This is a genomic window from Delftia sp. NA_296.1 (assembly GCF_052692095.1).
In genome coordinates this window covers 41,458-67,433 of the sequence record NZ_JBQZGF010000008.1, presented here as the reverse complement: position 1 = coordinate 67,433, position 25,976 = coordinate 41,458, and the positions used below count along the sequence as shown (strand labels likewise).

At 66.5% G+C, this 25,976-nt stretch carries 15 protein-coding genes and 1 pseudogene; 12 read left to right on the top strand and 4 right to left on the bottom strand.

Annotation, left to right across the window (positions count from 1 at the left end):
• Positions 1 to 12: 12 nt before the first annotated feature.
• The 7 genes from putA to ACUTR7_RS19760 all read left to right on the top strand — a co-directional run bounded on the left by putA (position 13) and on the right by ACUTR7_RS19760 (position 9,764).
• Positions 13 to 4,050: a trifunctional transcriptional regulator/proline dehydrogenase/L-glutamate gamma-semialdehyde dehydrogenase gene (putA, locus tag ACUTR7_RS19790; RefSeq protein WP_445609617.1), complete on the top strand. Its 4,038-nt coding sequence runs from the start codon at positions 13 to 15 to the stop codon at positions 4,048 to 4,050.
• Between the two features lie 79 nt (positions 4,051 to 4,129).
• The gene (putP, locus tag ACUTR7_RS19785; RefSeq protein ID WP_445609616.1) at positions 4,130 to 5,632 is read left to right on the top strand and encodes a sodium/proline symporter PutP; all 1,503 of its coding nucleotides are present in this window, start codon (positions 4,130 to 4,132) and stop codon (positions 5,630 to 5,632) included.
• Between the two features lie 152 nt (positions 5,633 to 5,784).
• Positions 5,785 to 6,129 (top strand): type II toxin-antitoxin system RelE/ParE family toxin, encoded by a 345-nt coding sequence (locus ACUTR7_RS19780; RefSeq protein ID WP_445609615.1) that lies wholly within the window; start codon positions 5,785 to 5,787, stop codon positions 6,127 to 6,129.
• The gene (locus tag ACUTR7_RS19775; RefSeq protein WP_013800421.1) at positions 6,126 to 6,458 is read left to right on the top strand and encodes a helix-turn-helix domain-containing protein; all 333 of its coding nucleotides are present in this window, start codon (positions 6,126 to 6,128) and stop codon (positions 6,456 to 6,458) included. Before ACUTR7_RS19780 ends, ACUTR7_RS19775 begins: the two co-directional genes overlap by 4 nt.
• A 232-nt stretch (positions 6,459 to 6,690) precedes the next feature.
• Positions 6,691 to 7,677: a TRAP transporter substrate-binding protein gene (locus ACUTR7_RS19770; protein WP_016450058.1), complete on the top strand. Its 987-nt coding sequence runs from the start codon at positions 6,691 to 6,693 to the stop codon at positions 7,675 to 7,677.
• 150 nt (positions 7,678 to 7,827) lie between these two features.
• The gene (locus ACUTR7_RS19765; protein WP_013800419.1) at positions 7,828 to 8,343 is read left to right on the top strand and encodes a TRAP transporter small permease; all 516 of its coding nucleotides are present in this window, start codon (positions 7,828 to 7,830) and stop codon (positions 8,341 to 8,343) included.
• 134 nt (positions 8,344 to 8,477) lie between these two features.
• Entirely contained in the window at positions 8,478 to 9,764 is a 1,287-nt protein-coding gene (locus ACUTR7_RS19760) for a TRAP transporter large permease (protein ID WP_047327929.1), read from the top strand.
• A gap of 134 nt (positions 9,765 to 9,898) precedes the next feature.
• Here the strand turns inward: ACUTR7_RS19760 and ACUTR7_RS19755 are convergent, their stop codons facing one another.
• Entirely contained in the window at positions 9,899 to 10,699 is an 801-nt protein-coding gene (locus ACUTR7_RS19755; RefSeq protein ID WP_012207743.1) for an IclR family transcriptional regulator, read from the bottom strand.
• Positions 10,700 to 10,864: 165 nt separating this feature from the next.
• Between ACUTR7_RS19755 and ACUTR7_RS19750 the strand changes: the two are divergent.
• The 4 genes and pseudogenes from ACUTR7_RS19750 to ACUTR7_RS19735 all read left to right on the top strand — a co-directional run bounded on the left by ACUTR7_RS19750 (position 10,865) and on the right by ACUTR7_RS19735 (position 16,262).
• Positions 10,865 to 12,517 (top strand): annotated as a pseudogene (locus ACUTR7_RS19750) (GMC family oxidoreductase).
• A gap of 48 nt (positions 12,518 to 12,565) precedes the next feature.
• Positions 12,566 to 13,888 (top strand): MFS transporter, encoded by a 1,323-nt coding sequence (locus tag ACUTR7_RS19745; protein WP_445609614.1) that lies wholly within the window; start codon positions 12,566 to 12,568, stop codon positions 13,886 to 13,888.
• 32 nt (positions 13,889 to 13,920) lie between these two features.
• Positions 13,921 to 15,243, top strand: coding sequence for an acyltransferase family protein (locus tag ACUTR7_RS19740; RefSeq protein ID WP_445609613.1), 1,323 nt, complete (start codon positions 13,921 to 13,923; stop codon positions 15,241 to 15,243).
• Between the two features lie 158 nt (positions 15,244 to 15,401).
• Positions 15,402 to 16,262: a hypothetical protein gene (locus ACUTR7_RS19735; protein WP_445609751.1), complete on the top strand. Its 861-nt coding sequence runs from the start codon at positions 15,402 to 15,404 to the stop codon at positions 16,260 to 16,262.
• A 21-nt stretch (positions 16,263 to 16,283) separates the two neighbouring features.
• Here the strand turns inward: ACUTR7_RS19735 and ACUTR7_RS19730 are convergent, their stop codons facing one another.
• Positions 16,284 to 17,249: a LysR family transcriptional regulator gene (locus ACUTR7_RS19730; RefSeq protein WP_192368232.1), complete on the bottom strand. Its 966-nt coding sequence runs from the start codon at positions 17,247 to 17,249 to the stop codon at positions 16,284 to 16,286.
• A gap of 128 nt (positions 17,250 to 17,377) precedes the next feature.
• On the opposite strand from ACUTR7_RS19730, the gene ACUTR7_RS19725 reads away from it, so the two are divergent.
• Complete coding sequence (locus ACUTR7_RS19725) at positions 17,378 to 18,556, top strand: MFS transporter (protein ID WP_043820249.1); 1,179 nt, start codon at positions 17,378 to 17,380, stop codon at positions 18,554 to 18,556.
• 3 nt (positions 18,557 to 18,559) lie between these two features.
• On the opposite strand, the gene uvrA is transcribed toward ACUTR7_RS19725, so the two are convergent.
• Positions 18,560 to 24,523: an excinuclease ABC subunit UvrA gene (gene uvrA / locus ACUTR7_RS19720; RefSeq protein WP_445609612.1), complete on the bottom strand. Its 5,964-nt coding sequence runs from the start codon at positions 24,521 to 24,523 to the stop codon at positions 18,560 to 18,562.
• 433 nt (positions 24,524 to 24,956) lie between these two features.
• Positions 24,957 to 25,946 carry a porin gene (locus ACUTR7_RS19715; protein ID WP_016450048.1) on the bottom strand — a complete coding sequence of 330 codons (990 nt, stop codon included), beginning with the start codon at positions 25,944 to 25,946 and terminating at the stop codon, positions 24,957 to 24,959.
• Between the last annotated feature and the right edge of the window lie 30 nt (positions 25,947 to 25,976).

Sequence of the window (25,976 nt, the reverse complement as noted above, 5' to 3'; positions counted from 1 at the left end):
TTCCAATCCATTATGTCCACCACCGTAGGCATCAAAGTCGACGACGCCTTGCGCGAGCGCATCCGCGTCGCAGCCCAGCAGATGGGTCGCACACCGCACTGGCTGATCAAACAGGCCGTCGTTCAGTACGTCGATGCGCTGGAGCGCGGCGCAACCACCATCCGGCTTGCAGGCGCAGGCGACAGCCCTGGCGATGTCGCGATCGAAGAGGCGCAACCCAACGCTGGCCAAGAGGTACAACCTTTTCTGGAATTCGCCCAGTCCATCCTGCCGCAGACGCCGTTGCGCGCTGCCATCACGGCCGCCTGGCACCGACCCGAGCCCGAGTGCCTGCCGGTGCTGCTGCCGCTGGCACGCGCTCAGGATGCCCAGCAGGCCGACAAGGTGCGCGAGCTGGCGACCCGGCTGGTGCAGGGCCTGCGCGATGCGCCGGCCGGCAGCGGCGTGGCGGCGCTGGTACAGGAGTTCTCGCTGTCCAGCCAGGAAGGCGTGGCGCTGATGTGCCTGGCCGAGGCGCTGCTGCGCATTCCCGACCGTGCCACGCGCGATGCGCTGATCCGCGACAAGATCAGCAAGGGCGACTGGCGCGCCCATGTGGGCCGCTCGCCCTCGCTGTTCGTGAACGCGGCGGCCTGGGGCCTGGTGCTGACGGGCAAGCTCACGTCCACCAGCAGCGAGAAGAACCTGTCGTCGGCGCTGACGCGCGTGATCGGCAAGGGCGGCGAGCCGCTGATCCGCCAGGGCGTGCACCGCGCCATGAAGCTGATGGGCGAGCAGTTCGTGACGGGCCAGGACATTGCCGAGGCGCTGGCCAATAGCCGCGCCTATGAAAAACAGGGCTTTCGCTACAGCTACGACATGCTGGGCGAGGCGGCCGCCACCGATTCCGACGCACAGCGCTACCTGCAGGCCTACGAGCAGGCCATCCACGCGATTGGCGCGGCCTCCAACGGGCGCGGCATCTTCGAGGGGCCTGGCATCTCCATCAAGCTGTCGGCCCTGCACCCGCGCTATAGCCGCGCGCAGTACGAGCGCGTGATGGCCGAGCTGCTGCCGCGCGTGCTGCAGCTGGCCGAGCTGGCCAAGCAGTACGACATCGGCATGAACATCGATGCCGAAGAGGCCGACCGGCTGGAGCTGTCGCTGGACCTGCTGGAGGCCTTGTGTGCCGCGCCCTCGCTCAAGGGCTGGAACGGCATAGGCTTTGTGGTCCAGGCCTACCAGAAGCGCTGCCCGCAGGTGCTGGATTACCTGGTGGACCTGGCCCGCCGCAGCCGCCGCCGCCTGATGGTGCGCCTGGTCAAGGGCGCCTACTGGGACAGCGAGATCAAGCGCGCCCAGGAAGGCGGCCAGGCCGGCTACCCGGTCTATACGCGCAAGGTCTATACCGATGTGAGCTACCTGGCCTGCGCGCGCAAGCTGCTGGATGCGCCCGATGCCATCTATCCCCAGTTCGCCACGCACAACGCACAGACCCTGGCCAGCATCTACCACCTGGCCCAGGCCGTGGGCGGCAGCTACTACAGCGGCCAGTACGAGTTCCAGTGCCTGCACGGCATGGGCGAGCCGCTGTACGCACAGGTGACGGGCCCGGCCTCCGAAGGCAAGCTGGCCCGCCCCTGCCGCATCTATGCGCCCGTGGGCAGCCATGAGACGCTGCTGGCCTATCTGGTGCGCCGCCTGCTGGAGAACGGTGCCAATACCTCGTTCGTGAACCGCATCGGCGATGCCTCCGTGCCGGTCTCCGACCTGGTGGCCGACCCGGTGGACGAGGTGATGAAGATCGCGCGCAACGAAGGCCGGCTGGGCGCCCCCCACCCGCGCATTGCGCTGCCGGCCGATCTGTTCGCGCAGCAGGGAGACAAGCCAGGGCAGGCCCGCGCCAATTCCCAGGGCCTGAACCTGGCGCACGAGCAGCAACTGGCATCGCTGGCCGCCGCGCTGCTGCACAGCACGCGCCAGACCTATCTGGCCGCCCCCGCGGATGCCGACCTGCCTGCCGACCCGGCGCGTACCGAAGGCTGGCAGCCCATGCGCAACCCTGCCGAGCTGTCCGACATCGTGGGCTGGGTGCGCGAGGCCACGGCGGCCGAGGCCGAAGCCGCCGCCGCGCGCGCCGCGCAGGCCGCGCCCATTTGGGCCGGCACACCGCCCGCCGCCCGTGCCGACGCGCTGGCCCGCGCCGCCGACCTGCTGGAGCAACGCAGCCAGCCGCTGATGGGCCTGATCATGCGGGAGGCGGGCAAGACCCTTTCCAACGCCGTGGCTGAGGTCCGCGAGGCCGTGGACTTCCTGCGCTACTACGGCGCCCAGGCGGCCGCGCATTTCGACAACGCCGCGCAGCGCCCTCTGGGCGTGGTGCTGGCCATCAGTCCCTGGAACTTCCCGCTGGCCATCTTCTGCGGACAGGTGGCTGCGGCCCTGGCCGCCGGCAACACGGTGCTGGCCAAGCCTGCCGAGCAGACACCGCTGACGGCCGCCGCCATGGTGGCCCTGCTGCACGAGGCTGGCGTGCCGCGCGACGCGCTGCAACTGGTGCCGGGCACGGGCGAGACCGTGGGCGCAGCCCTGGTGGCCCATGCCCAGGTGGCGGGCGTGATGTTCACGGGTTCCACCGAGGTAGCGCGCCTGATTGCACGCCAGCTGTCCCGCCGCCTGTCGCCTGCAGGCCGCACCATTCCGCTGATTGCCGAGACCGGCGGCCAGAACGCCATGGTGGTGGACTCCTCGGCCCTGGCCGAGCAGGTGGTGGCCGATGTGCTGGCCTCGGCCTTCGATTCGGCCGGCCAGCGCTGCTCTGCCCTGCGCCTGCTGTGCCTGCAGGACGAGGTGGCCGACCGCACGCTGACCATGCTGCGCGATGCGCTGCAGGAGTGGAAGCTGGGCAACCCCGACCGCCTGAGCACCGATGTGGGCCCCGTGATCGACGATGCGGCGCGCCGCCAGATCGAGCAGCACATAGAGCAGATGGCCGCAGCGGGCCAGAAGGTCACCCGCGTGGAACGCAAGGACGGCGTGCTCAATGGCCACTACGTGGCCCCGGCCCTCATCGAGATCGACAGCACCACGCGCCTGCAGCGCGAGGTCTTCGGCCCCGTGCTGCATGTGATCCGCTTCAAGCGCGAGCAGCTGGACGCGCTGGTCGATGGCATCAACGCCACCGGCTACGGCCTGACCTTCGGCGTGCACAGCCGCATCGACGAGACCATTGCCCACCTCACCCAGCGCGTGCATGCGGGCAACATCTATGTGAACCGCAATGTGATCGGCGCCATGGTGGGCGTGCAGCCCTTTGGCGGCATGGGCCTGTCCGGCACCGGCCCCAAGGCCGGCGGCCCGCTGTACCTGCACCGACTGGCGCAGGGGCCGGCCAGCGCGGCGCTGTCCGTCTTTGCGCGGGCCGAGTCGTCCGCCCAGGCACCGCTGCAATTGCTGGGCCTGCTGCGCGAGACGCTGTCCAAGGCCCCGCCCCAGGACATGTCCGCCGATGAGCAGGTGCAGGCCCTGGCCGCCTGCGACGAGGCCCTGGCCGCCTCGCGCCTTGACGCCGCCATGCTGCTGCCCGGCCCCACGGGCGAATCCAACCGTTACCGCCTGCTGCCGCGCGGCCCCGTCTGGGCATTGCCGCGCACGCCGCTGGGCCTGGTGGCCCAGGTGGCAGCAGCCCTGGCCAGCGGCAACGCCTGCCATGCCGTGCTGCCCGACAACGGAGCAGGCGCCGACAGCGGCTGCGCCGCCACCTGGCAGGTGCTGCGCGCCGCTGCGGGCGATGCCGGTGTGCCATGGCTGCACAGCGCCAGCGCCGACTCCCTGGCCGATTCGGCAGCGCCCATGGCGGCCTTGCTGTTCGAGGGCGACGGCGACGCCCTGCTGCAGGTCTGCGCCCAGGTCGCCGCGCGCGACGGTGCCCTGGTGCGCGTGGAAAGCCGCAACAGCGACGAGCTGCATGCGGGCCGCGGCTATGACCTGGCCGCGCTGTTCCACGAGCAATCCATCAGCACCAATACCGCCGCCGCAGGCGGCAATGCACAGCTCATGACCATGGCTTGAACCGCCGGGGCCGGCACAACCGGCCCCTGGCAAGCGCCCCGCACCACCCGAAAAAACACGACCAACGCAGGACACTTCAATGCAATTCAACTGGAACGACCCGACGGCGATCATGTTCGCCATCTACCTGGTCGCCATGCTCGGCATCGGCGCCATCGGCTACTTCAGCACCAAGAATCTTTCCGACTACATCCTGGGCGGCCGCAGCCTGGGCAGCTTCGTGACGGCGCTGTCGGCCGGCGCCTCGGACATGAGCGGCTGGCTGCTGATGGGCCTGCCCGGCGCCATCTACCTGTCCGGCCTGTCGGAAGCCTGGATCGCCATCGGCCTGATCCTGGGCGCCTACCTGAACTGGCGCCTGGTGGCGGCGCGGCTGCGCCTGTACACAGAGCGTGCAGGCAATGCGCTGACCCTGCCCGACTACCTGGCCAACCGCTTCGAGGACCACTCCAACGTGCTGCGCATCGTGACGGCCGTGGTGATTCTGGTGTTCTTCACGCTGTACTGCGCCTCGGGCGTAGTGGCGGGCGCGCGCCTGTTCGAAAACATGTTCGGCATGCCCTACAGCACGGCCCTGTGGGTGGGCGCGCTGTGCACCATCGCCTATGTGTTCATCGGCGGCTTCCTGGCCGTGAGCTGGACGGACACCATCCAGGCCTCGATGATGATCACGGCGCTGATCCTGGCGCCCGTGATCGCCTGGCTGGCCGTGCAGGGCCATCTGCAGCCGGGCCAGGACCTGCACGCCATCGTGGCGGCAGAGAAGTTCGACCTGTTCCGTGGCGCCAGCTTCGTGGGCGTGGTCTCGCTGCTGGCCTGGGGCCTGGGCTACTTCGGCCAGCCGCACATCCTGGTGCGCTTCATGGCGGCATCGTCGGTGCAGACCATTCCCTCGGCCCGCCGCATCAGCATGACCTGGATGATCCTGTGCCTGGCCGGTGCCGTGGCCGTGGGCTTCATCGGCATCCCCTACTTCGCGGCCAACCCCGGTGGCGCCGCTGCCGTGAACGCCAATGCCGAGACGGTGTTCATGGAGATCACCAAGCAGCTGTTCAACCCCTGGATCTCGGGCGCGCTACTGGCGGCCATCCTGGCGGCCGTGATGAGCACGCTGTCGTGCCAGTTGCTGGTGTGCTCCAGCGCCCTGACCGAGGACATCTACCGCACCTTCCTGCGCAAGAACGCCAGCCAGATCGAACTGGTCTGGATCGGCCGCGCCATGGTGCTGCTGGTGGCCTTGATCGCCATCGCCATCGCCAGCAACCCCGACTCCAAGGTGCTGGGCATGGTCAGCTACGCCTGGGCCGGCTTCGGCGCCGCCTTCGGCCCGGTGATCATCCTGTCGCTGTTCTGGAGCCGCATGACGCGCGGCGGCGCGCTGGCCGGCATCATCACCGGCGCCGTAACCGTGCTGGTGTGGAAGCAGTTCGGCTGGCTGGGCCTGTACGAGATCATCCCCGGCTTCATCCTGGCCTGGCTGGCCACGGTGGTCGTCAGCCGCATGGGCCCTGCGCCTTCGCAAAGCATCCTGAAAGCGCATGCGGCGGTGGAGAGCGAGTTCGAGCAGATCGGGGCACGCTGAGCCGTGCGCACGAAGACGGCACCCCTGCCATGACGCAAAACGCCCGATGCCTGCGCCTCGGGCGTTTTTGCTTTGATGCACGCAATCAATAGACCATACAGCCGCTTTACGCCTTCGGCATGCCTGTATAAAATTTTATACAAGGATATTCCATGGAGCAGGACAAAGACATCCGCTGGGTCGGATCCTCATACGACGACCTGCGGGACTTTCCCGCAGGCCCCAGGCGAGATGCGGGCTTTCAGTTGAGCAAGGTTCAGGCAGGCCAGGAACCGGAGGACTGGAAACCCTTCGACGACGTGGGCGCCGGGACACGGGAGATCCGCGTGAGGGACGCCAGCGGAGCGTTCCGGGTGATGTATGTGGCCAAGTTCGAGGAAGCGGTCTATGTCTTGCACTGCTTCCAGAAGAAATCACAGGTGACAAGCCGGCACGACAAGGACATCGCATCGGCGCGCTACAGTGCCGTGGTCCACATGAGAAAGGCCAACAAATGAAGATCGATACAGAAATCCGCCATGTGACCAAGGCGAAGGCAAACCTCTTTCTGGAGCTGGGCTTTCCTGAAGACGAGGCATTGAAGCTGCAAGCTGCATCGCGCCAGCAGATCAACGACACCCATCTTCTCAAGGAGCAACTGATGGCGGAGCTGGCGCAATGGATTGCACAGCATCACCTGAAGCAGTCAGACGCGGCAGAGATCCTGATGGTGTCCCGCCCGCGCATCTCGGATGTGGTGAACAGAAAGACTGCAAAGTTCACCATTGACGCCCTGGTTGAAATGTTGAGCCGCGTGGGAAAGCCGGTGCGTCTGTCCATTGGTTGATATGCCGATCGCTGCCCACGACATCGCCAAATCAGATGCACCTCAACGCACATGACGAGCGCTTTGTACGTGGTCGCCACAAGGGGAGTGGTCACTACAATCCATGGGCTCTTTTTTTCATCGCCGGGCCGCCCCAGGATGAAAAGCGGCCCCCTGCGGGGGACCGCGGACCTTGCCCTGCAAGGGGAGCGTGGGGGCCATTTTTCAACACACAACAAGTGAGACTGCCGCTATGCAAATGATCCGCCGCACCCTTCTTTCGACCTGCGTGGCCGCCATGGCGGCTGCCTCGGCTGGCGCCGTACTGGCCCAGACCAAGGAGGTCAAGGTGGGCTACGCCCTGGCCGTGAATTCGCACTACGGCGCGGCCGCCCAGGCCTGGGCCGATGCGGTGGAAAAGGGCACGAACGGCGCCTACAAGTTCAAGCAGTTCCCCGCGTCCGCCCTGGGCGGCGAACGCGAGCTGATCGAGGGCCTGCAGCTGGGCACGGTGGAGGCGGCCATCGTCTCCACGGGCGCCATCAGCAACTTCGTGCCCGATGTGGGCGTGGTGGACATTCCCTTCCTGTTCCGCGACACGCAGCATGCGCGCGCCGTGCTGGACGGCGCCTTCGGCCAGGAGCTGCTGGCCAAGTTCAGCAAGCGCGGCCTGGTCGCGCTGGCCTGGGGCGAGCAGGGCTTTCGCCACCTGTCCAACAACAAGCACGCCGTCAACGGCGTGGCCGATCTCAAGGGCCTGAAGATCCGCGTGACCGAGAACCCCGTGCACATCACGGCCTTCCGCACGCTGGGCGCATCGCCCACGCCCATGTCCTGGCCCGAGGTGATCGGTGCGCTGCAGCAGGGCACGATCGACGGCCAGGAGAACCCGATCTCGGTGCTGGCCTCGGCCAAGCTGTGGCAGGTGCAAAAGCACCTGACGCTGACGGCCCATGTGTACGCGCCCATGGCCCTGCTGGTGTCGCCCTCGTTCTGGGGCACGCTGAACGACAGCCAGAAGGCGGCCTTCACGCAGGGCGCCAAGTCGGGTGCCATCGCTTCGCGCGTGTTCGTGGACACGGTGGAGAAGAAGGGAGTGGAAGAGGCCAAGAGCCACGGCATGCAGGTGGTGGAGAAGGTGGACCAGGCCGCCTTCCGCACCGCGCTGGAGCCGGCCTACAAGGAATACGCGAAAAAGTTCGGCCAGAAGACGCTGGATACCATCGCCAACGCCAAGTAATCCCCTGACGCATTGCGGGCTGCGGCCCGCAATGCAGGGCGCCCCGCTGCGGGCAACACCTGTGGCCCCGCACGGCGCCTGCGCCGATGATCTGACATCCGGCGGCAGCCCGGCCCTTGCGCCACTCCCCTCCTGCCCTCGCCCACTCCTATGCTCAACCGAATCGAACGCGCCCTTGTGGCCTGCAACCGCTGGCTGCTGATCGTGCTGTTGCTGGCCATGGCCTGCATCGTGTTTGCCAATGTGGTGCTGCGCTACACCACGGGCGACTCCATTGTCTGGGCCGAGGAAGTGGCCCGGCACATGATGATCTGGGTCACCTTCCTGGGCGCGGGGCTGGTGCTGCGCTTCGGCGGCCATGTGGCCATCGACAACCTGCACCGCTCGGTGGGCACGCGCAAGGCGCAATGGCTTCGCCGCCTCGTGGTGCTGGGCGTGGGCCTGTTCTGCGCGGTGATGGCGGTGGCCTCGTCGCAGTACGTCTGGGCCACGCGCTTCCAGACCACGGCGGCCACGGACATTCCGATCTCCTTCGTCTACGCGGCCATGCCCGTGGGCTTCGTGCTGATGCTGGTGCATCTGCTGTTCATTGCGCGCGGGTATATCGCAGACGGCTCGTTCGCGGAGTCGGATGAGATGGATGCCGACGCAGCCGCATCCATATGACCCCCCTGAGTCGCTGCGCGCCTTCCCCCAGGGGACGACACCCTCGCTGCGGGGCGGCCCTTGCTTGGTGTCTCCTGCCTTGGAGCGTGTCAGTTCCATCGCTCTGCCATGAATAACTGATTCGAACGCACATCATGGGTATCACGCTTTTCATCGCCATCATCGTCCTGCTCACGCTGGGGTTTCCGGTGGCCTTCGCGCTGGCGATCTCCGCTGCGCTGGCCGTCTTCGTGGGGGGGCGCTATCCGCAGCTCATCGTGTTCAAGGAGATGTTCACGGGCATAGACAGCTTTCCGCTGATGGCCGTGCCCTTCTTCATCCTGGCAGCCGAGCTGATGTCGGGCGGGGCGCTCACGCATGTGCTGCTGCGCTTTGCCGCGCAGTTCGTGGGCCATCTGCGCGGCGGCCTGGGCTATGCCAATGTGCTGTCGCTGACGCTGTTCTCGGGCATTTCGGGCTCGGCCCTGGCCGATGCGGCCGGCCCCGGCTCGATGATGGTCAAGATGATGGACAAGGCCGGCTATGCACGCTCCTACGCGGCGGCGCTGACGGCCAGCACGGCCATCGTGGGGCCCATCATTCCGCCGTCGGTGAGCATGATCATCTACGCGCTGCAGGATGAGAACGTGTCGGTGGGCGGGCTGTTCATGGCCGGCTTCATTCCCGGCATCCTGATCGCGCTGGCCATGGCCGCCGTGAACTGGTGGGTGTGCAGGAAGCGCGACTACCGCTCCACCGAGCCGCGCCCCGACGGCCGCACGATGTGGATCAACAGCTTCAAGGCGATTCCCGCGCTGATGCTGATCGTGCTCATCGTGGTGGGCATCCGCTTCGGCATCTTCACGCCCACCGAGGCGTCGGTGGTGGCCGTGTTCTACGCCCTGGTCTGCGGCAAGTGGGTGTACCGCACGCTGCAGTGGTCGGCGCTGCCGGGCATTGCGGCGCGCTCGGCCATGCTGACGGCCTCGGTGCTGCTGGTGATGGCGACTTCGGCCGCCTTTGCCTGGGTGCTGACAGTGGAGGGCATTCCGCAGTACCTGTCCGAGCTGATCGTGAGCTGGGAGCTGTCGCCCACCCTGTTCCTGATCGCGGTGAACATCCTGCTGCTGGTGTTCGGCATCTTCATGGAGCCGCTGCCCGGCGTGATGATCCTGGTGCCCATCCTGGCGCCCATTGCGTTCAGCCTGGGCATCGATCCCACGCACTTCGCCATGGTGGTGATCGTGAACCTGACGCTGGGCATGATCACGCCGCCCGTGGGCGGGCTGCTGTTCGTGACCTCGGTGGCCACGCGCGTGTCCATCACCGATCTCACGCGCGAGATGCCGCTGTTCCTGCTGGCCCACTTCGTGGTGCTGTGCCTGCTGACCTTCATCCCCGCGCTGTCCACCTGGTTGCCGCATACGCTGGGCTTCCAGTGACGACAAGGGCCTCCGAGTGAGGCCCTTTTTTTTGCCGCCGGGCCGCCCCAAGGCAAAAAGCGCCCCCCTGGGGGGCAGCGGACCTTGCGCAGCAAGGGTAGCGTGGGGGCCTTTTTTCTGGGGTGCCCAGCGCCTCAGAAGAGCAGGCCGGCCATGCGCTGGGCCGTTTCCTTCAGGTGCGGCAGGCCCTCCAGCGCCTGCGCCAGCGGCATGCGCGCCTCGGGCGCATGCACGGCCAGCGTGGCGCGGCACTGGCCCTTGGCATCGCGCACGGGCACGGCCACGGCGATCATGCCGCGCATGAATTCCTCGCGGTCGCAGGAGTGGCCTTCGCGCACGATGCGCGCGCACTCCTGCGCCAGCGCCTCGGGCGTGGTCAGCGTGTTGGCCGTGCAGGCGGTGAGTTCCACGCTGTCCAGAATGGCGGCGCGCCGGGCCGCAGGCATATGGGCCAGGAACAGCTTGCCGCTGGCCGTGGCGTGGATGGGCACCATCGATCCGGCCTCCAGCTGGATGCGCAGCGGCCAGTGGGTCTCGACACGGTCCAGGTAGCGCACGCGCGTGCCGTCCAGCACGGTGAGGTTGCAGGTCTCGCCCAGCCGCGCGACCAGTTGGGACAGCAGCTCATGGCGCAGGGCCTGGCGCGGGTCGGCTTGCAGGGCGCGCACGGCCAGGCTCAGCAGCTTGGGGCCCGGGGAGAAGCTGCGGTCACCCTCATGGCGCAACAGCCATTGCCGCGCCTCCAGGTGGGAGCACAGGCGCGAGGCCGTGGCCTTGGGCAGGTTGAGCGCGGCTGCGATGTCCATGAGGCCCGGCGGGGCCTCGGCCTGGGTCACGAAATCGAGCACGGCCAGGGAGCGATCGGAGACCGAGTTCGCTTCGTCCTGCCGTGCAGGGGTGGGGTCCGGGGCAGCGCTGGCAAGGGATGGCGGCATGGGGCGGTGTCGTGTCGTGTGGAAGGCCGGAAACGCTTTCGATCATGCCTGATCGCCAGGAGGCGGCAAGGGTTTGCGCGGGGTTGCAGTCCACGGCGGCAACGAATAAGTTTCATCCAAAGGAACAAATAGTTCCTTCAAAAGAAACTCAAAAGGAGCCACCGCATGCCGGACCCCATCGACAGCTATGACTACGTGATCGTGGGAGCAGGCTCTGCCGGCTGCGTGCTGGCCGCGCGCCTGTCCGAGGACCCGGCCACGCGGGTGTTGCTGCTGGAGGCCGGACCGCCGGACCGCTCGCCCTGGATCCACCTGCCCATCGGCTACGGCAAGACCATGTGGAGCCCCGTCTACAACTGGAAGTTCGAGACCGACCCGGACCCCAACATGAACGGCCGGCGCATCTACTGGCCGCGCGGCCGCACGCTGGGCGGCAGCAGTTCGATCAACGGCCTGATCTACGTGCGCGGCCAGCGCGAGGACTACGACCACTGGGCGGCGCTGGGCAACGCAGGCTGGTCGTATGAGGAGGTGCTGCCCTACTTTGTGAAGTCCGAAGGCAATGCGCGCGGCGCCTTCCCGGGCCATGGCGCGGACGGGCCGCTCAAGGTCTCGGACATCGGCGCACAGCATCCGCTGATCGAGGCCTTCATTGCCGGTGCAGGCCAGGTCGGCGTGCCCCGCACCGAGGACTTCAACGGCCGCGACCAGGAGGGCGCTGGCTACTACCAGCTCACCACCCACAAGGGCCTGCGCTGCAGCACGGCCAAGGCCTATCTGGGCGAGGCCCGGCGCCGCCCCAATCTGCGCATTGAAACCGACGCCATGGCCACGCAGCTGGTAGTGCATGGCCGGCGCGCCACCGGCATCCGCTACCGGCAAGGCGGGCAGGAGCGCCAGGCCCAGGCGCGGGCCGAGGTGATTCTGTCGGCAGGCGCCATCCAGTCGCCGCAGCTGCTGCAACTGTCGGGCATAGGCTCGGCCGCGCTGTCGCAGTCCCTGGGAATTCCCGTGGTGCACGATCTGCCGGGCGTGGGCGAGAACCTGCAGGACCATCTTCAGATCCGCCTGGGCTACAAATGCAGCCAGCCCATCACCACCAATGACCAGCTCAATTCCTGGGTGGGCAGGACAAAGCTGGGGCTGGAGTGGCTGCTGTTCCGCTCGGGCGCGCTGGCCGTGGGCATCAACTAGGGCGGCTGCTTCATGCGTGCGCTCAGGGACGCACAGGGCCGGCCCGTGGCGGCCACGCCCGACATTCAGTTCCACGTCTCCACGCTGTCGGCCGACATGGCAGGCGGCCAGGTCCATCCGTACTCGGGCTTCACCATGTCGGTCTGCCAGCTGCGGCCCGAGTCACGCGGGCAGTTGCGCATCCGCTCGCGCGATGCCTTCGAGCCGCCTTCCATCCAGCCCAACTACCTGGCCACCGATCTGGACCGCCGCACCAACGTGGCGGCCGTGCGCGCGGCACGCGCCATTGCCGACACGCCGGCCATGCGCCCCTTCGTGAAGCGGGAGGTCAAGCCCGGCCCCGATGCACACAGCGATGCGGAGCTGCTGGAGTTCTGCCGCAACCACGGCGCCACCATCTTCCACCCCAGCGGCACCTGCCGCATGGGCAGCGACGCCCTGGCCGTGGTCGATGCGCGGCTGCGCGTGCACGGCATGGCCGGTCTGCGCGTGGTCGATTGCTCGGTCATGCCCACCCTGGTCTCGGGCAACACCAACGCGCCCGTGGTGATGATGGCCGAGAAGGCCGCCGACATGGTTCGCGAAGACAGGCACGGAGAGACAGGGCAGCTCAAGGTCGCATGACTGCCCGTTCCTGCATCCCGGCAATGCGACAGACAACCAGGAGACAGCATGACGACGGCAACCGATCCCAGGGTCATCCGCAAGGTGGTGACCTCCGCGCTCATCGGCGCAACCATCGAGTGGTATGACTTCTTTCTCTACGGCGTGGTCGCCGGCATCGTGTTCAGCAAGCTGTACTTTCCCAGCGACGATCCGCTGATCTCCACCCTGCTGGCCTACACCACCTTTGCCGTGGGCTTCGTCACACGGCCGCTGGGCGGGGTGATCTTCGGGCACTTCGGCGACCGCGTGGGGCGCAAGAGCATCCTGGTGGTCACGCTGATGATCATGGGCGTGTCCACCTTCCTGATCGGCCTGCTGCCCACGCATGCGCAGATCGGCGTGGCCGCCCCCATCCTGCTGCTGCTGTTGCGCGTGGCCCAGGGCATAGGCCTGGGCGGTGAATGGGGCGGTGCCGTGCTCATGGCCTACGAATACGCGCCCAAGGAAAAGCGGGGCTTCTACGCCTCCCTGCCCCAGGTGGGCCTGGCCATCGGCCTGTTCATGGCCTCGGGCGTGGTGGCCCTGCTGTCATGGCTGTGCACCGAGGAGCAATTCATGGCCTGGGGCTGGCGCGTCGCGTTCCTGATCTCGGGCCTGATGGTGGCCGTGGGCATGTACATCCGCCTGCATGTGAAGGAGACGCCCGAATTCGCGGCCGTCAAGGCACGCAATGCCGAGACCGCGATTCCCTTCATGGACATGATGCGGCGCTACCCCGGCAATGTGCTCAAGGGCATGGGCGCACGCTATATCGACGGCGTTTTCTTCAACGTCTTCGGCGTGTTCTCGATCAGCTACCTGACCTCCACCCTGCAGATCAGCCGCACCGACGCATTGATCGGCGTGATGGTCGCCGCCGTGGTGATGTGCTTCACGATTCCGCTTTTCGGCCGCCTGTCCGACCGCCTGGGCCGCAGCCGCGTGTATCTGTGGGGATCGCTGATCACCGCGGTCTCGGCCTTCCCGGCCTTCTGGCTCATGGCCCACAGCGGAGGCAATGTGCTGCTGATATGGATCGCCATCGTCGTGCCCTTCGGCATTCTCTACGCGGCGGTCTACGGTCCCGAGGCGGCCCTCTTCTGCGACCTGTTCGACGCCAAGGTGCGCTACACGGGCATTTCCTTCGTCTACCAGTTCTCGGGCATTTTCGCGTCCGGCATCACGCCCATCATTGCGACGGCGCTGGTCAAGACGGCCGGTGGCAGCCCGTGGCTGGTGTGCCTGTATGTGGTGTTTGCGGGAGCGGTATCGGCCTGGTGTGCCTGGGCGATCGGGCGGGATGGAAGCAGGCAGGACAGCTTTGCCAACATGAACCCCTTGGCCAGATAGCCAGACGCTCTTGCGCCGATTCATACGGTACCGTGGCCCAGAAGACCAAGAGCAAAGCTGCCCAACAGGCAGCTTTCTGCATTGGCCAGCGGATTGCAGCCACCGGCTCGCCGCAGAGCCGTCTTGGTTTAGGATGGCGCCCGCATGGCAGAAGATTTCTGCAGATTCACACCCCCATATCGCAACCGCATGTCAGTCAGGCATGCACTTTCAGGCATCACCTTGGCTGCATGATCTATAAAAACATACAAATACTGCGATTCATTGCCGCCTTTCTCGTGGTTCTGCACCATACGCTTCCGCCCAATGTGCATCCGGCCCACTACGCGAACATCCCGGCCTGGATCACCGAGATTTCCGTCTACGGCTTCGCCGGTGTCGATATTTTCTTCGTCATCAGCGGCTTCATCATGGCCGAGACCACGCGCTCCATGCAGCCCGGAGCCAGCACGGCATCCGGCTTTGTCTTCCGACGCTTCCTGAGAATCTACAGCGGTTACTGGCCAGCCTTCCTGCTGGTGCTTTTTCTCAGCATCTGGCTTGGTATTTTCAACGGACCAGAAATCAGCCGCTGGAAGTCATTTCTGCTGCTGCCCCAGGAGTTCTACCTGCTCAATGTCTCCTGGACACTGACCTATGAGCTGTATTTCTATCTGCTGATTGGTGCCATGCTCTGCTTCACACGAAAGCAGGCCGTTCCGGTGTTTCTTGCGTTGCTGGCGTCATTTGTGGTGATCGTTGCCGTGCAATTCAATATGGGGGTTTATCGATCGGCAATTCCCAGGGAAAACAATTTCCTCTTGAATGTTTTTCTGACATCTCCGCTGATCATTGAATTCATTGCTGGCTTTCTGCTGAGCGAGTGGATTCAAAGAAAACCCAGGCAGTCTATTGCAGCATGGTCCATATTCACCGCCATTGCTTTGAGTGCGAGCATCTGGGCACAGAAATACGGCGGTCTCCAGGGTGTTGGCATGGCCGCATTTCTCTACTACCCGGAACGGGTGATGCTGTTTGGCAGCGCGTCCGTGGGTCTGGTGGCGCTGGCCGCATTGCTGCCCTCGTCCGGCAGCCAGTTGAGCCGCTTCTTCTGCAGGCTGGGCGATGCCTCCTATGCGCTGTACCTGCTGCATATTCCCTTGATGGTGATTCTCTACGGCCTGCTTTTCCCCAAGATTCCGGGTCTGCTGTGGATAGGGGGCGGAAAGCTATCGCTGCTGGTGTATCTGGTGTCAGTCGTGGCCTGCTCATTGCTCTACTTCAAACTCATCGAGAATCCGTTGCATAAAATCTCAAGAAAAGCGTCTGACAGGCTGCTGCTCAACGCTGGATCCTCCAAGACATGCACCGTTTGAGGTACTCCTCCATCTGGATCCATCGAGCGGGTACTCCAGAAATGTATCCATACCCCGCGATCTCTCAAGAGATCTTCCGAAACTGGTGGATTTAGTTGAAAATCCATTTCCGGCGGAATCATTCAAAGACTTCGTCGTTCATCAATAGAGAGGGACCCATGTTCAAAAAAATACTGGCTGCGGCCACCTTGCTGGGCTGCGGCTTGGCGCACGCGTTCATGCCCAGCAACGGCACCTGGGTAGTGACGTCGGAACTCAATGGCAAACCGGGCCGCGGGCTGGCCATCGATGCACAGAACGGCACGCTGGTCATGCAGATGTATGCCTACGAGCCCAGCGGCCAGCCCACCTTCTACATGACCTCGGGCGCGCTGACCAATAACCGCTTTGCCGCTCCGCTGATCCGCTATAAGGGCGGCCGCTATCTGGGCAGCGGCCCGATGTCGGGCTCCGAAGACCGGAACATGGGCCAGGTCAGCATGCGCTTCACCAGCGGCGTTTCGGGTTTCATCACGCTGCCCGGCGAGCAGGAAGTGGCGATTTCGCGTTTCAACTTCGGTTATCCCGCCGTGGCATCCAGCCTGAGGGGACTCTGGGCGCTGACTTCGTTCGGTAGCGAAGGCGTTGCTTCCGAAGTCGTGAATATGCAGCTGCAAACGCCTGCCACCGCAAACGGCAATGGCCTGATGGAAACGGCGGATAGGCTGTTTGGCTGCGAACACCAGATCCGGGGCAATCTGGCGGGCGGCGTCCTGTGCGTCAAGGTCAACAACTACGGCCAGTTGCTGCGCTCCTACTACTTCGTCTACAGCGTGAACGAAGGTGAAGGCAGCTCCCGCACCAATGGCACCCGCCCCGAACAGGTGATGGTTGTCAAGCGCCTGCTTGACCCGAAGGGCGTGGGCACAGGCATCGTCTACGCGGCCGATGCACCCGTGGACCCAATGCCCACCGTGCTGCACGACATCATCGAAAACCTGTCCTTCAACGCCGCACCTCTGCCAGCCGAGCAGGAGTGACGCCCCGCTGCCGGCTACCCCTCAGGGCAGCGCCGGCAGTTGCTCCGCATGCCGCAGGTCCACATGCTGCTGCAGGAAGTCGAGCACGGCGCGCGTGCGCGGGGGCAGGCGGTCGGGCTTGCCCAGGTAGACGGCGTGGATGGGTTCCAGGTCGCCCGTGTTGAATTCCTCCAGCACGGGCACCAGCCGGCCGGCGAGCACGTCGGCCCAGGCGTGGTACAGCGACAGGCGGGCCAGGCCCGTGCCGTGCAGCGCCAGCTCGCGCATCACATCGCCGTCGTTGACGCGCACCACCTCCCCGATATCGACGGCCACGCGCTGGCCGTCCACCAGAAATGGCCAGTGCGGTATGGCGCGCTGGTAGCTCCAGCCCAGGCGCACATGGTGGCCCAGTTCGTCTGGATGCAGGGGCCTGCCCATGCGGGCCAGATACTCCGGTGAGGCCAGGATGACCTGCCGCGTGTGGCCCAGCAGCCGCGCCACCATGTCCGAGGGCGGAAGCTGACCCCAGCGCACGGCGATGTCCGTGCCGGCCTCGACCAGGTCCACGATCTGGTCCGTAAAGCTCAGTTCCAGGCTCAGCCCGGGATGGCGCTGCAGCAATTGCGGCACCAGCGGGACGAGCAGCATTTTTCCGGTCGATGAGCTGGTGTTGATGCGCACCAGGCCGCGCGGTTCGCTGCGCACGGCCACGCAGGCCTCCAGTTCCTCCAGGTCGGCCAGCACGCGCTTGCCGCGCTCGAACAGCTGGCAGCCTTCGGGCGTGAGGTGCAGGCGGCGCGTGCTGCGCTGGAGCAGCTGCACGCCCAGGCGCGCCTCCAGCCGCGACATGCTCTTGCTGACGGCCGAGGGCGAGATGCCCAGGTGGCGCGCAGCGGCCGAGAGGCTGCCGCGCTCGGCCACCAGGATCAGCATCTCCAGCTCGGCAAAGCGGTTGGCATCGGCGTTGCCTGTATCTGTGGCCGTGGGTGGGGCAAGTGCGGGCATGGCGTCTCCTGAAAGAGGTCATCTATTCCACACAGGAACAGATCCGTTTCCATTATTCCATCTACACAAAGGTATGTTGCAGTGCGACATTAATGGACATCACACCAAGGATCACAAGGAATCCGTCCATGCCTCTTTCCCTACTCGCCCTGGCGGCCGGTGCCTTTGGCATCGGCACCACGGAATTCATCATCATGGGCCTGCTGACACAGGTCAGCCAGGATCTTCACATCAGCATTCCCACGGCGGGCTCGCTGATTTCGGGCTACGCCATCGGCGTGGCCGTGGGCGCGCCCGTGCTCACGCTGCTGACGCGCCAATGGCCGCGCAAGCGCCTGCTGCTGGCGCTGATGCTGATCTTCATCGCCGGCAACCTGGCCGCCGCGTTCGCGCCCAGCTATGAATGGCTGATGTCGGCGCGCGTGCTGACCTCGCTGACCCACGGCACCTTCTTCGGCGTGGGCGCCGTGGTGGCCACGGGCCTGGTGCCAGTGGACAAGAAGGCGTCGGCGATTGCGCTGATGTTCTCGGGCCTGACCCTGGCCACCCTGCTGGGCGTGCCTGCCGGAGCCTGGATCGGCCAGATGTTCGGCTGGCGCAGCGCTTTCCTGGCCGTGGCCGCGATCGGCGTGCTGGCCTTTGCCATCCTGGCCGCCTTCGTGCCGCGCGACCAGGGCCGCCCCGAGGTCACGCCGCTGGCGCAGGAGCTTGCCGTGCTGGCCAACGGCCAGGTCTGGCTGGGCCTGGGCATCACGGCCTTCGGCTTTGCAGGCGTGTTTGCGCTCTACACCTATGTGGAGCCGCTGCTGACCCAGGTGACCCGCATGGGCGACAGCCTGGTGGCACTGACCCTGCTGCTGTTTGGCGCGGGCCTGGCCGCAGGCAATCTGCTGGGCGGCAAGCTGGCAGACCGGGGCGTGATGCGCGCCCTGGTGTGGAGCATTGCGGCGCTGATGGTGGTGCTGGCGGCAGGCCGCTGGGCCTTCGGGAACCAGGCCGTGGCCATGGCCTATGTGATCGTGCTGGGCATCGTGGCCTTCGCCACGGTGGCTCCCATGCAGATGCGCGTGCTGGACCAGGCCGGCCCCCAGGGCGCCAACCTGGTCTCCAGCCTGAACATTGCGGCCTTCAACCTGGGCAATGCCCTGGGTGCCTGGGTCGGCGGCCTGGCCCTGGCCGGTGGCCTGGGCCTGGTCAACCTGGGCTGGGCCGCCGCCGCGCTGACGGCCGTGGGCCTGGTGCTGGTCTTCTGGAGCAGCCGCCTGTCCGCAGGCTCCGCACGCAGCGCAGGCGTGGCCTGCGCCTGAGGCTCAACGGGCCAGCACGGGCTTGAGCGCCTTGCCCGTGTGCGTGCCCGCAGCCACCAGATCCTCGGGCGTGCCGGCCGCAATGATGCGGCCGCCGTCCTTTCCGCCTTCGGGGCCGAGGTCGATGATCCAGTCGGCCTCGGCGATCACGTCCAGGTCATGCTCGATGACGACCACGCTGTGGCCCGCATCCACCAGGCGGTGCAGCACGCGGATGAGCTTGTCCACATCGGCCATGTGCAGGCCCACCGTGGGTTCGTCCAGCACATAGAGCGTGTGCGGCGCCTTGTTGCCGCGCCGGGTCACGTCGTCGCGCACCTTGGTCAGCTCGGTGACGAGCTTGATGCGCTGGGCCTCGCCGCCCGACAGCGTGGGCGAGGGCTGGCCCAGCGTGAGATAGCCCAGTCCCACGTCCTTGAGCAGCTGCAGCGGGTGGGCGATGCTGGGCATGCTGGCGAAGAACTCGACGGCCTCGTCCACCTCCATCTGCAGCACGTCGCCAATGCTCTTGCCGCGCCAGGAGACGGCCAGGGTCTCGGGGTTGAAGCGCGCGCCGTGGCAGACCTCGCAGGGCACCTTCACGTCGGGCAGGAAGCTCATCTCGATGGTGCGCATGCCCTGACCCTCGCAGGCCGGACAGCGGCCTTCGCCGGTGTTGAACGAGAAGCGGCCAGCCGCGTAGCCGCGGGCCTTGGCCTCCAGCGTTTCGGCATAGAGCTTGCGGATGGTGTCCCAGAAGCCGATGTAGGTGGCCGGGCAGCTGCGCGGGGTCTTGCCGATGGGGGTCTGGTCGACCTCGAGCACGCGGTCAATGCCCTCGAAGCCCTGCAGGCCCTTGCAGCCGGACAGCGGCGGCGCCTTGCCGGCGTCCATGGCATCGCGCCCGGCCTTGGTGGCGCGCTGGCCCACCCAGGCGGCCACATTGGCCAGCATCACGTCGCGCGCCAGCGTGGACTTGCCCGAACCGCTGACGCCCGTGACGGCCACCAGGCGCTTGAGCGGCACGCGCGCATCCACGTTCTGCAGGTTGTGCAAGTGGGCGCCGCGCACGGTCAGCCAGCCCAGTGCGTCGGACGCGGGTTCGGCTTCGACAACGACAGGCGCGGCCTTCTTTTTGGATTTGGATACCTTGACAGGCGCGGGTTCCGGCACCGGTTCGGCCACTGCGGCAAGCTCGGCGGCCGCCTGCGGCGGCTGGCCTTCGCCCACCCAGCGGCGCGGCTGGAACGGGTGGCGCATGGCGTGCAGCAGGTAGCGGCCCGTGATGGAGTCCTCGGCCGCCATGATGTCGGCCGCCGTGCCCTGGGCCACGAGGCGGCCGCCGCGTATGCCGGCGCTGGGGCCGATGTCGATGATGTGGTCGGCGCGGCGGATGGTGTCTTCGTCATGCTCGACCACGACCAGGGTGTTGCCCTTGTCGCCCAGCTTGTGCAGGGCGTTCAGCAGGATCTGGTTGTCGCGTGCATGCAGGCCGATGGTGGGTTCGTCCAGCACATAGCACACGCCCTGCAGGTTGCTGCCCAGTTGCGCGGCCAGGCGGATGCGCTGGGCCTCGCCGCCCGACAGCGTGGGCGCGCCACGGTCCAGCGTCAGGTAGCCCAGGCCCACTTCCTCCAGGAATTCGAGGCGGCTCTGGATCTCGGGGATGAGGTCGCGCGCAATGTCGGACTCGCGTCCGGACAGGGCCAGCGCCTGCACCCATTGCCGCACGTCGTTGACCGACAGCTGGGCGATCTCGGCAATGCCCACGCCATGGAAGCGCACGGCGCGCGCCGTGGCGTTCAGGCGTGTGCCCTGGCAGGTGGGGCAGGTCACTTCGGCCAGGTCTTCGATTTCCTGGCCTTCGAACTTGACCTCCCGGCCCCGGTTGTCCTCGACCAGCAGGGTGTCGTCATAGACCTTGCGCTGGTCCTTGGTGAGCTTGACGCCCGTGCCCACGCAGTCGGGGCACCAGCCGTGCTTGCTGTTGTAGGAAAACAGGCGCGGGTCCAGCTCGGCATAGCTGGTGGCGCAGACCGGGCAGGCGCGCTGGGTGGAGAATACCTGCAGGCTGCCGATGCCGGCCGTGCTCCGGCCGCCGGCCATGGCATCGGCCAGGTTGTCCAGGCCGGACAGCACATGCAGCACGCCCTTGCCTGTTTCCAGCGCCTGCGCCAGGTGGCCGCGCAGTTCGCGCTCGTTGGCCGCCGTGACGGTGACGCTGGCCACGGGCAGTTCGATGGTGTGCTCCTTGAAGCGGTCGATGCGCGGGAATCCCGTGGTGGGCAGGAATTCGCCGTCCACGCGCAGATGCGTGTAGCCGCGCGGCCGTGCCCAGTCGGCCAGCTCGGTGTAGACGCCCTTGCGGTTGACCACCAGCGGCGCCAGCAGGCCGATGGTCTGGCCCCTGAACTGCGTGAGCAATTGGGCCGCGATGCTTTCCGCCGTCTGCGGCTGCACGGCGGCGCCGTCGTGGATGCAGTGCTGCGTGCCCAGCTTGACGTAGAGCAGGCGCAGGAAGTGCCAGACCTCGGTGGTCGTGCCCACGGTGGACTTGCGCCCGCCGCGCGACAGGCGCTGCTCGATGGCCACGGTGGGCGGAATGCCGTAGACCGCGTCCACCTCGGGCCGGCCCGCAGGCTGGACGATGGAGCGCGCATAGGCGTTGAGCGACTCCAGGTAGCGGCGCTGGCCTTCGTTGAACAGGATGTCGAAGGCCAGCGTGGACTTGCCCGAGCCCGAGACGCCCGTCACCACGTTGAACTTGCCGCGCGGGATCTCCACCGACAGCTGCTTGAGGTTGTGCTCCTTGGCGTTGACGATCTCGATGGCATTCCTGGCCGCGGCGCCCGAGATGGCATGCGCCTTGCGCTGGCTCTTGTAGAGCATGGGGGCGACCTCGCGCACCGCCTCGCCGCCCACGCCCATGGCCAGGTCGTACTCGCGCAGCGCCTGGGCCGTGTGCGAGCCGGGAATCTGGCGCACTTCCTCGGGCGTGCCCTGGGCCACGATGGCGCCGCCGCCGTCGCCGCCTTCGGGGCCGAGGTCGATCAGCCAGTCGCTGGCGCGGATCACGTCGAGGTTGTGCTCGATGACGATCAGCGAGTGCCCGGCCTCCAGCAGCTTGCGCAGCGCGCGCATGAGCTTGGCGATGTCGTCGAAGTGCAGGCCCGTGGTGGGCTCGTCGAACAGGAACAATGTGCCCTTCTTGGCCAGCGCCTGCTTCGACTTGGCCTGGGACTTGGCCGCTTCGGCCAGGAAGCCCGCGAGCTTGAGGCGCTGGGCCTCGCCGCCCGACAGCGTGGGCACGGGCTGGCCCAGCTTCACGTATTCCAGGCCCACGTCGACGATGGGCTGCAGGGCGCGGATGACCTCGCGGTCCTGGGCAAACAGCAGGGCCGCCTCGGCCACGGTGAGCTCCAGCACATCGGCCACGTTGAGCTTGCGCGGCTGCAGCTCGCCGGCCGCGTGGCGCTCGATCGTGACTTCCAGGATCTCGGGGCGGTAGCGCGTGCCGTTGCAGTCGGGGCAGCGCAGGTAGACGTCGGAGAGGAACTGCATCTCCACATGCTCGAAGCCCGAGCCACCGCAGGTGGGGCAACGGCCGTCGCCGCTGTTGAAGCTGAACTTGGCGGCCGTGTAGCCGCGCTGGCGCGACAGCGGCGCAATGGCGAACAGCTCGCGGATGGAGTCCCAGGCGCCCACGTAGCTGGCCGGGTTGGAGCGCGCCGTCTTGCCGATGGGCGACTGGTCCACGAACATCACGTCGCTCAGGTGGTCAGCGCCCAGCAGGCGCTCGAAGGCGCCGGCCGCATCCGTGGGCTTGCCGAAGTGGCGCATCAGCGCGGGCACCAGCACGTCCTGGATCAGCGTGGACTTGCCCGAGCCGCTGACGCCGGTGATGGTGACCAGGCGCTGCAGCGGAAAGTCCACGTCGATGCTGCGCAGGTTGTGCTCGCGCGCGCCTTCGAGGATGAGGCGCGGCGTGGACTCGGTCACCATGCGCTTGAGGCCGAAGCCCACCTGCTTGCGGCCGCCCAGGTAGGCGCCGGTCAGCGTGTCGGCATGGCGCAGGTCCTCGGGCGTGCCGTCGAACACGATCTGGCCGCCGCGCGCGCCGGGGCCGGGGCCCATGTCGATCATGCGGTCGGCCGCGAACATCACGGCCGGGTCGTGCTCGACCACGACCAGGGTGTTGCCCGCATCGCGCAGGCGCTGCATGGCCTCGGTGATGCGTTCCATGTCGCGCGGGTGCAGGCCGATGCTGGGCTCGTCGAGCACGAACAGGGTGTTGACCAGCGAGGTGCCCAGGGCCGTGGTCAGGTTGATGCGCTGCACCTCGCCGCCCGACAGCGTGCGGCTCTGGCGGTCCAGCGTGAGGTAGCCGATGCCCACGTCGCACAGGTACTGCACGCGCGCCATGATTTCGGCGTGCAGCATCTTGAGCGCCTGGGCCTCGCCGTCATGCAATGGGGCGTCGGCAGCCGGCGCCAGCTGCTGGAAGAAGTCGCGCAGCCGCACCAGGGGCAGCTGCATCAGGTCGTGCAGACACAGGCCCGGCAGCGCGTCCAGCTGCTCACGGCTCCAGGCCACGCCCTTCGGCATGAAGCGGCGGTAGCGGCCTTCGTCGCCGGGCGGCAGCACGGCATCGGCGGCCTGCTTGCCGCCCAGGCGCCACAGCAGGCTTTCGGTCTTCAGGCGCGCGCCGCCGCAGGTGGGGCATTCGGTATAGCTGCGGTACTTGGACAGCAGCACCCGGATGTGCATCTTGTAGGCCTTGCTCTCCAGGTATTCGAAGAAGCGCTTGATGCCGTACCAGGTCTGGGTCCACTTGCCGTTCCAGTTGGGCGAGCCGTCCAGCACCCAGCTCTTTTGCGCGTCGGTGAGCTTGGCCCAGGCCGTGTCGCGCGGAATGCCTTCGGCCTCGGCGTGGCGCATCAGGTCGTCCTGGATCTCCTTCCAGGCCGGTGTCTGCACGGGCTTGATGGCGCCCGTGCGCAGGGTGAGTTTGTCGTTGGGGATGACCAGCCCCCAGTCCACGCCGATCACGCGGCCAAAGCCACGGCAGGCCTCGCAGGCGCCCACGGCGGAGTTGAAGGAGAACAGCGAGGGAATCGGCTCCTGGTAGCTCAGGCCGCTTTCGGGGCAGTGCAGGCCCAGCGAGAACTTCCACAGCTGGGGCTCGGTGGGCTGGGCACCTGCGGCTTCCACGGCGGATTCAGGCAGCACATAGACCGTCATGTGGCCGCTGCCGCGCTTGAGTGCCACCTCGATGGCCTCGTAGACCCGGGCCCGCTCCACATTGCCCAGGCGGAAGCGGTCGGCCACCACGTCCAGCATCTTGACCTTGAGCGGCGCCGCCGCCTTGGCCTTCTTGCCCTTGGCGTCGGCGTCGGCGGAAGGCTCCACGGCGCCGGCCTTCTCGGCCTCGCGCTCGGCCTGGACCTTGGTGAAGCCGCTGGCCGACAGCCATTGCTCCACCTCGGCGGCCGTGGTGTTGGCGGGCAGCTCGACGGGGAAGGTGATGGCGATGCGCGGATCACCGGCCTGCCGGCAACGCTCGGCCAGCTCCTCCAGCACGCTGTCGGGCGTGTCGTGGCGCACGGGCACGGCGGTGTCGCGGTCGAACAGCTGGGCTGCGCGCGCGAACAGCAGCTTCAGGTGATCGTTGAGCTCGGTCATCGTGCCCACGGTGGAGCGCGAGTTGCGGACGGGATTGGTCTGGTCGATGGCGATGGCCGGCGGCACCCCCTCCACACGGTCCACGGCCGGCTTGTCCATGCGGTCCAGGAACTGGCGCGCATAGGCCGAGAAGGTCTCGACATAGCGGCGCTGGCCTTCGGCATACAGGGTATCGAACACCAGGCTGGACTTGCCCGAGCCGCTGGGCCCCGTGACCACGGTCAGCTCGCCGGTACGGATGTCGAGATCCAGGTTCTGGAGATTGTGCTGGCGTGCGCCGCGAATTCGAATCAGACCGTGCGTCATGGGTGTTCTGTGGTCAGTGGGAGCCAAACATTCTAGGCAGTCCATGCGTCAGGCATCAGACGCTTCTCAATACCTGTATTTTCATACAGGTTAAACAAAAAGATACCCCCTCGACGCATCCGCGCGACCATAAAAAAACCCCGGAACCAGTCCGGGGCTCGTGCCTCTTGCCGAGGGCTTACTTGGCCATCTGCACGGAGGCAGGCATGGCCTGCCCGTCCGGCACACCCTTCACCTGGGTAACGGCCAGCAGCGAGACGACGACAAAGGCCAGGCAACCGGCCGCGATGATCCTCATGGTTTTTTCCTTGATCAGGCTTTGAAAAGACGGGCCCAGACAAAAAGGCCCCGCACCTTTCGGTACGAGGCCTGATGGCAGGCAGGTGCTGATTGGAACAGACCTGCTTTGCTCGCGGCTTACGCCGCGCGGCGATCAGAATGCGTGGCGCACGCCGACGGCGAAGGACGAGAAGTCCGCGCCCTTCACGCCGGTCATGTAGTTGGCGCCGGCCTTGTTGTCCACCTTGGTGTAGTAGCCGTAGACCTTGGTGCGCTTGCTCAGGTTGTAGTTGTAGCCCAGGGTCCACTGGTTGGCGCCGGAGTCGGCAATGTTGCTCCACTTGTTGGCGTGGCCCAGGTTCACGTGGAACTCGGAAGCGCCCAGGGTGTACATGCCCGACAGACGGAAGTTGTTGCGCGTGCCGCGGATTTCTTCGTCGTTGCGCTGGTAATAGCCGCCCAGCACGAACTGGCCGAGAGTGTAGGCAGCGCGGAAGGCCAGCTGCTTGTCTTCGTCGAACTGGCTGTAGCCGGCGCCCAGGGCCAGGGGGCCCACGTTGTAGTTGGCGGCCAGGTCGTAGCCGTTCTTCTTCTTGGCCAGGGCGGTGGCCTTCTCGTGCATGGAGACCGAGCCTTCCACCGTCAGGCCGCCGAAGTTGGGCGTGGTGTAGGAGATCTTGTTGGCGGTGCCCAGGCCGCTGGCGAACCAGACGGGATCGAAGTACAGCGCGTCGGAGGACGAACCCGTGTCATGGTTGTGCATGCTCACGTAGTCGGCCGTGGCGAAGTACGAGCCGGGGAAGAAGTTGCCCAGGCGCAGCATACCGAAGTTGCCCGACAGGTTCACTTCGCTCTGGCGGCCGAAGGTCAGCGCGCCGGTGGAGGAGGAGCCCATGCCGGTGTCGGAAGCGAAACCGCTTTCCAGCACGAAGCCGGCCTTCAGGCCGCCGCCCAGATCTTCGACACCGCGCATGCCCCAACGCGAGGAGTTGTTCTCCATCTTGCTGACGCTTTCGTCACCGATCTTCTGGCGCTCGATCGTGGTGTTGATACGGCCATAGATCGTGACGCTGCTTTGCGCCATCACGGTGGTGGAACCCAGCACGGCCAGCACGGCCAGGGCAACGCGGTTCATCTTGATCATCTCGGCATCTCCTTGGGATTGTTGAGTGGG